Annotated in this window: 5 protein-coding genes and 1 tRNA gene; 4 read left to right on the forward strand and 2 right to left on the reverse strand. The window is 54.1% G+C overall.

Annotated elements, in window-relative coordinates; genetic code table 11:
* Positions 1–13: 13 nt before the first annotated feature.
* Positions 14–547: a DUF7557 family protein gene (locus M0R89_RS23605; RefSeq protein WP_438267704.1), complete on the reverse strand. Its 534-nt coding sequence runs from the start codon at positions 545–547 to the stop codon at positions 14–16.
* Here M0R89_RS23605 and M0R89_RS23250 point away from each other — a divergent pair.
* From M0R89_RS23250 to hisI, 3 genes are all read left to right on the forward strand, one after another.
* The gene (locus M0R89_RS23250; protein ID WP_248653185.1) at positions 482–1633 is read left to right on the forward strand and encodes a mandelate racemase/muconate lactonizing enzyme family protein; all 1152 of its coding nucleotides are present in this window, start codon (positions 482–484) and stop codon (positions 1631–1633) included. The two genes, M0R89_RS23605 and M0R89_RS23250, sit on opposite strands and share 66 nt — an antisense overlap.
* Positions 1634–2256: 623 nt before the next feature.
* Positions 2257–3600: a ribonuclease J gene (locus M0R89_RS23255; RefSeq protein ID WP_248653186.1), complete on the forward strand. Its 1344-nt coding sequence runs from the start codon at positions 2257–2259 to the stop codon at positions 3598–3600.
* A gap of 61 nt (positions 3601–3661) precedes the next feature.
* Entirely contained in the window at positions 3662–4039 is a 378-nt protein-coding gene (gene hisI, locus M0R89_RS23260) for a phosphoribosyl-AMP cyclohydrolase (protein WP_248653187.1), read from the forward strand.
* 49 nt (positions 4040–4088) lie between these two features.
* On the opposite strand, the gene M0R89_RS23265 is transcribed toward hisI, so the two are convergent.
* Positions 4089–4163, reverse strand: a tRNA-Met gene (locus M0R89_RS23265).
* A 1036-nt stretch (positions 4164–5199) separates the two neighbouring features.
* Between M0R89_RS23265 and M0R89_RS23270 the strand changes: the two genes are divergently transcribed.
* Positions 5200–6504, forward strand: a complete 1305-nt coding sequence (locus M0R89_RS23270) for a tyrosine-type recombinase/integrase (protein WP_248653188.1) — start codon at positions 5200–5202, stop codon at positions 6502–6504.
* The last annotated feature ends 334 nt before the right edge of the window (positions 6505–6838 follow it).

Genomic DNA, 6838 nt, shown 5'->3' on the forward strand with positions numbered 1-6838 from the left:
CTTAAAATGATTTTCAGTAGATCTCCGATTTAATCCGTTCAGGGCTATGTTTCGTCGCCCACTTTAAACAGTGTAAGCTCTGTGTCTCGTAGATATTAATAAGTTCATTGGTGATTTCGTCGTCGTTTTCGTCGTCAACCCGAAGCGAGTCCAGTCGCTTATACGTCTCTTCAGAGACGACGAGCCGAATGCCGCTGGTGTGATAATGCCGAGTTCCTCTGGTCCTACTGCAATGCCGGCAAGGATGAGAAATAGGACACCCGGGATTTCGAGCCGGTCGGCTAACACCTGGGCAGCGACACCCAACCCTAAGATGGTTACCACAAGGGGAAGTAATCCAGTCCCCGCACTCACAATAGAGACACCTGTCTGGATAAATTCGCAAGCCGTGAAATCCAAGTACTGCTAAGGGTCGTCTACGCTCCTCGGGAAAGATTGACTGAACCGGAATCTCTTTTCGGGCCGTTGTAAAAGGGTCTGTATGCAAGTCACAGATGTTGAGACGTTCGTAGTCGACGCTGACTGGCGGAATTGGTTCTTCGTTCAAGTGGAAACAGATGAAGGGATTACCGGTGTCGGAGAGGCACTGAGTGGAGAAGGACTCACAGCCGCGTTAGAAGCGACCGCTGAAGCACACAAACACTATGTCATCGGAGAGGACCCGCTCAACCGAAAGAAGATTAACCGCCAACTTCGCCGGTATCCCTTCGCCTGGCGGGCGGGCAAACTCATCAACGCCGTCTCCGCAGCGTTCGACATCGCGCTCTGGGACATCGCCGGGAAGTACTACGATGAGCCCGTCTGGAAACTCCTCGGCGGGAAAGTCCGAGACGAAATCCCGGTATACGCCAACGGCTGGCACATCGGCGAACGCACTCCCGAGAACTACGCCCATCATGCGAAGAAGGCAGTCGAAGAACAGGGCTACCCGGCACTGAAGTGCGACCCGTTCGCCCACTACGAGTACTCGCTATCCGACGACCAGATTGAAGAGGTCGCAGAACTCCTCGAAGCGGTTCGCGACGCTGTCGGTTGGGACGTCGGTATCGCGCTCGACTGCCACGGTCGATTCACGCGGCGAGGTGCAATCGAGGTCGCAGATGCCCTTGAAGAGTACGATATCATGTTCCTCGAAGAACCCGTCGAGCTAGAGGACCGGGACGTGATGGCGGATGTCACCCAGCACGTCGACATGCCAGTGGCGACGGGCGAACGCCTGTACAACAATGAGACGCTGGAAGATGTCGTCCGCAAGCAGGCGTGCGATATCGTCCAACCAGATGTGACCAACTACGGTAGTCTTCAGGAGGTCCAGCATGCAGCCGCAATCGCTAAATCACGGTACATGACGGTGGCTCCGCATAACCCGAACGCAGGGGTCAGTACGGCAGCCTCCGTGCATCTCTGCGCAGGAATGGAAAACCTCGAAGTTCTTGAACACATGAGCCGTGATGTTGCGTGGGGTGACGAGATCATCCAACACGACTTCGAAGTTGAAGACGGGACGATAGCGGTTCCCGACAAACCGGGGCTTGGCGTCGAGTTCAATGCTGACGCCGCACGTGAGTATCCCGGCGAACCGAAGGATAGTCACAGTCTCTTCGACGAGGAGGGTGCGCTAAAGCGGCCGTAACCTGTTTTAGCGGAGTTAGAGAGGCGTCGGACAGTACCGCTACTCCTCACCCGTCATGGCATCCGGACGAGTGAGGAGGTATCCGAAACCGTACGTCACTGCTGCGACTACGACTGCAAGAAGTGTGACGAGTCCTGCTGGGACACCACTTAGGAGACGTACCATGCGGCCATAGCGGTCGTGGTTGAGCCGCAATCGATTCCAGCAGCGGGAACCGACTACCTGGGGATGAATGCGGTTGAACCACGATGGCTCCGCCAGAGCAACATTCGTGTCATCCGTATCACCATCCATATCGGGTAGAAGGTAATGATGTCAGAAATACCTACTGGTGAACGGTCATTCCGTACGGTAGCGTCCTCATTGCCAGCTTAGCGGATAGTTGACGGTATTCTGGACCAACGGGCACAACTTCCGGGAGTATTTATGGTTCGCCTGCGAAGAGGTACATAACCGAAAGACGCGCAGTCCCGTGTCCGGGCACAGGGAATTGCGTCCGCGAGGTGGTTTTAGATAGCGGTTTATCGAAGACCCCTCTCATCGGACGGGAGTCGATACGGTACTGTGGTGACGGGACTCTGAGCCGTTACCGTACTCGTGGACTGCTATGATCGGCAGTAACTATGGAAATTGAAATCGTAACTATCGGCGGCTACGAGGAAGTCGGCCGCCAGATGACGGCAGTCCGTGCCGGAGACGACATCGTCGTCTTCGACATGGGTCTCAACCTCTCGAACGTACTGATTCACGACAACGTCCAGACCGAGCAGATGCACTCGCTCGATCTTATCGACATGGATGCGATTCCGGACGACCGCATCATGAGTGATCTCGAAGGCGACGTGCAAGCTATCGTCCCTACACACGGTCACCTCGACCACATCGGTGCAATCAGCAAACTCGCCCATCGCTATAACGCACCGATTGTAGCGTCTCCATTCACGCTCGAACTCGTCAGAGAGGAAATCCGAGACGAGGGGAAGTTCAACGTCGAAAACGACCTGATAAAGATGGAAGCCGGCGAGACTATGGGCATCGGCGATCACTGCGAGCTTGAGTTCGTCAACGTCACCCACTCCATCATCGACGCCATCAATCCAGTTCTGCACACGCCCGAGGGTGCAATCGTCTACGGTCTCGACAAGCGGATGGACCACACGCCAGTGATTGGTGACCCCATCGACATGAAACGGTTTCGGGAACTCGGTCGCGAGGAAAACGGAGTACTCTGTTACATCGAAGACTGTACGAACGCGAACAAGAAGGGGCGCACACCGAGCGAAGCCGTTGCCCGAAGTCAGCTCCGAGACGTGATGATGAGCCTCGAGGACTTCGACGGCGGCATCGTTGCGACGACGTTCTCCAGTCACATCGCCCGGGTCACAAGTCTCGTCGAATTCGCAAAGGAAATCGGGCGCGAACCGATACTGCTCGGCCGGTCGATGGAGAAGTACTCCGGGACAGCTGAACGTCTCGGTGCTACGACCTTCCCCGACGACCTCGGGATGTTCGGCCATCGCAAGTCCGTGGATCGTGCGTTCAAGCGAATTATGAACGAGGGCAAGGAGAACTTCCTGCCGGTCGTCACGGGCCATCAAGGCGAACCACGAGCGATGCTCACTCGAATGGGGCGCGGTGAAACACCGTACGATCTTACAGATGGTGACAAGGTCATCTTCTCTGCAGGGATTATCCCGGAACCGACGAACGAAGGACAGCGATACCAATCCGAGCGCCTGCTGAAGATGCAGGGCGCACGCATCTACGACGACGTCCACGTCTCCGGCCATATCTCCCAAGAGGGTCATTACGAAATGCTCGATACGCTTCAACCCCAACACGTGATTCCTGCGCATCAGAATATGAGTGGCTTTTCCGGCTATGTCGATCTTGCAGAGAGTCAAGGCTACAAGCTTGGCCGTGATTTGCACGTGACTTCGAACGGGAACACCATTCAGTTGGTTTGAGCAGATTCGGGGGTACGATCAAAAGGGAACTGGTATCTCTTATCCCGTAAACAATCTGGATATGACGGACGACTCCGTAGCCGTCGAATTGGACTTCGGTGACGATGAATTGATTCCCGCAATTGCCCAAGACGTCGAGACGAACGAGATTCTGATGCTCGCGTACGTCTCACCGGATGCACTCGAAGAAACCCAGAATACAGGTCTCGCACACTACTATTCGCGTAGTCGCGATGAATTGTGGCAGAAAGGGGGCTCTAGTGGCCACAGACAGCATGTCGAGGAGATTCATGTTGACTGTGATGGAGACGCACTGCTCTACCGTGTCGAACAAGAAGGGGGAGCGTGTCACACTGGATACGAATCGTGTTTCTATCGAACGCTCGATGGCGAGACAGTCGGTGAAAAAATCTTCGACCCCAACGAAGTCTACGAGTAGCGATAGTAAACGGACGGAATCGGTGATAGAGAGATTTTGACTTAGAGAATAGCGGGAGGTGAATTTGAATCACCGATCTCCAGGTTATGAGCCTGGTGGAATCTCCGGGCTATCCTATCCCGCTACTTCATCGTTCTTCTGACGAGGGATAAGTATTGAGAAATCACCTGCAGTTGTGTGTCAGTTGGACCTACTAGTTGGTCGGGTCCATCGCCAGGTAACCTGACTCGTAGCTTTGGTGTATTCCCCCTTCGAGAGGCTATTGCAATGGTCACAGTTACACTCAAAGTTATTGTACTCGTTTAATTCGACCTCCTGCTGAGTATTACAGTTCCGACACGAGACAGTAGGCATACTCTCCGTTTCTATTTGCAGGAACTTAGGTTCATTCGCTCTACTACAGAACTGCTATTCCGGCGTATTTGAGTTCGTGCTTTCTAATATTGTGACCGTTATGAGCGATGAGAAGCGTGTATTGAACGATGCAGAGTGTACCGTCGGTATCCTCCGTGTCTTCAGCCTTTATTTCTCCACCTGTACTGAGGAGTTGGAGCGCTTGTCGGATGTAATAGTTTGCCTCAGTATGGTCGTCAGCCTCCAATGCTTCGTTCAAACGTTCCACCACCCTTCATTCCAATACATTGAAACTACATCTGCTGGCCGGCCGGCGAATATGTGTTTACACAAGAATATACAGTGAATCCGGAAACAGACGAGTACAGCTACGAATGGGGATTTACCCTCACTCTCGAACAGTGATTGGGTATATATGCACCACAGATTGAGCAAACCCCCAAACAAAACAGGGTTTACAGCAGAACCGCTCAGTTTTCCCTCTCCTTCCAGAAATTGTATGATAGGAATTGAAACTGCTGAAGTCCCATCACACTGCCAAAGTTCCATATATCGGATAGCAGTTTATTCGTTCTTGCCCGATTTTGCGGTACATATTGTCTGTTCTTGTTTTCCAATGCAGAAAACCATACAAGACAAATACTAAGTGGGATGACTAATATGTTCTATCCGTCGAAATCACGAGGGTTAGAATTGGGAGTCGCCGAAGCACGGCTACTACCCGCTGATTTCAGTTAGAAGGAAAACTGAGTGACTGGGAATCACCGGCGCGACCCAGAAACCCGCTCGAAGACCACTTAGGACTCATGTCGAACACCGAGACTCCACGCTACGCGACGATGGACTGCGACGACTGCGAGGCGTACTACTGGGACGCGATCGCGCCAGAGATGCAGGCCAACGGCTTTGACCCTGATCACGAGACCCCGACCTATAGCTGGTTGAACCGCAACTATCCCGGGTTCGTGAAACATCTCTCACGCCAATTCGACTGGTCGCCAAGCGACTTCTACGACGAGTACGGCATCCCACCACAGCAGGATGCTGAAGAATCGGTGTTCGCGTTCGTCGAGCATGACGCAACCCGCGAAGCCATCGAGAACTATCTTGAAGAACTTGCCGACCGGCGCGGCCGCGCCGAATCCACGGTCTCGACGCGCCGTTCGATTCTCCGGCAGTATCTTATGACCTACGAGCAGGTCAACGACACTACGGACCTGCTTTCCCCCCTCCTCAATGTGTCGGAGGCGTCCGACGAGATGGACCGCGTAGCCGACACCTTCGACGTCCTCCGGCAGCGCGACGACGCGCTAACGACGCTCGCAGCGAAACGCAAATACGTTCAAGAGGTCCGGCAGTTCTACAAGCACCAATTCTCGTTCGGCCCGGCGCAGTACAACCCGCTGGATGACCTCGAAACGCGATTCGGATGGGACAAGACGCCTGATTGGGATAATCCGAGTCTCAACGCCAACCAAGTACGGACGCTCTACGAGGCGGCCGATACGTCCGTGGACCGCTTCATCGTCGTCGGGGTCTGCGGATGGGGTCTACGACCGAGTGAGGTTGCCGCACTCCACATGCGCCAACTACCGGATTCGCTCGACCCACTCGATGACCCGTATATCCAGTTCGAGGACGGTGAGCGAAAGAACGGGCCAGGGACGGTGACGATGCTCACTGGTCTCGACGTCCTTCGAGAGCGGATCAGCGCACTCACTGAGCGCGAGGACTGGAATGGGCATTTACTCCCCTCCACGTCGGCGGCCGAGGGCCACATCACGACCGAAACAGTGAACACGCGATTCAAGCGCCTCGCTCGAACCGCAGACGTGACTGTGCACGGCGAGACACCGACGCCGAAGTACGGCCGCCGGTTCTGGTACACGACCTACACACGAGCTGTCGAACGCGTCGCCACGCGCGTCTCGGCGGTTGCCGAGGAACAAGGGAGCGAGGATGCTTCGGTCGTGCTGGAAAACTACCTCTCGGAGGAGGAGCGTCGGCAGCGTCGCCGCGAGGAGATGCGAGACGACCTTGATAAACTATTTGAAGTGGTCGGGAAGACTGCCGATGAAGTGACTGACACGTTCGAGAATGTGGATAGATAGCCTCTTTGAAAGCATTCCGGGTAACAATATTGGTAGGAGTATATCTGGAGATTCTGCGAATTGTAAAGTTCGTATACATTCTACGATTCGTAGGATCTGTTCACATTCTAGATTTTTTCGGACAGTGAGGCGGGTCAGTTACGGAGACCACCTCCGTGGGTTCGTAGAGACTGCACGACTCGAAGAGTTCGTATGGGCTATCCAATACATAGACCATTACTCGTTTGATTACTACGCAATTCTAAGACCCCTACCGTTCGCGAGATTCGCAAAACTCGTAAAGTTCGTACGATTCTCAGGGTTCGCAAGGAATTTACGATTCGCGTATTCTCGG

Origin of the sequence: Halorussus limi (genome assembly GCF_023238205.1) — an archaeon.
Taxonomy (GTDB): Archaea; Halobacteriota; Halobacteria; order Halobacteriales; family Haladaptataceae; genus Halorussus; species Halorussus limi.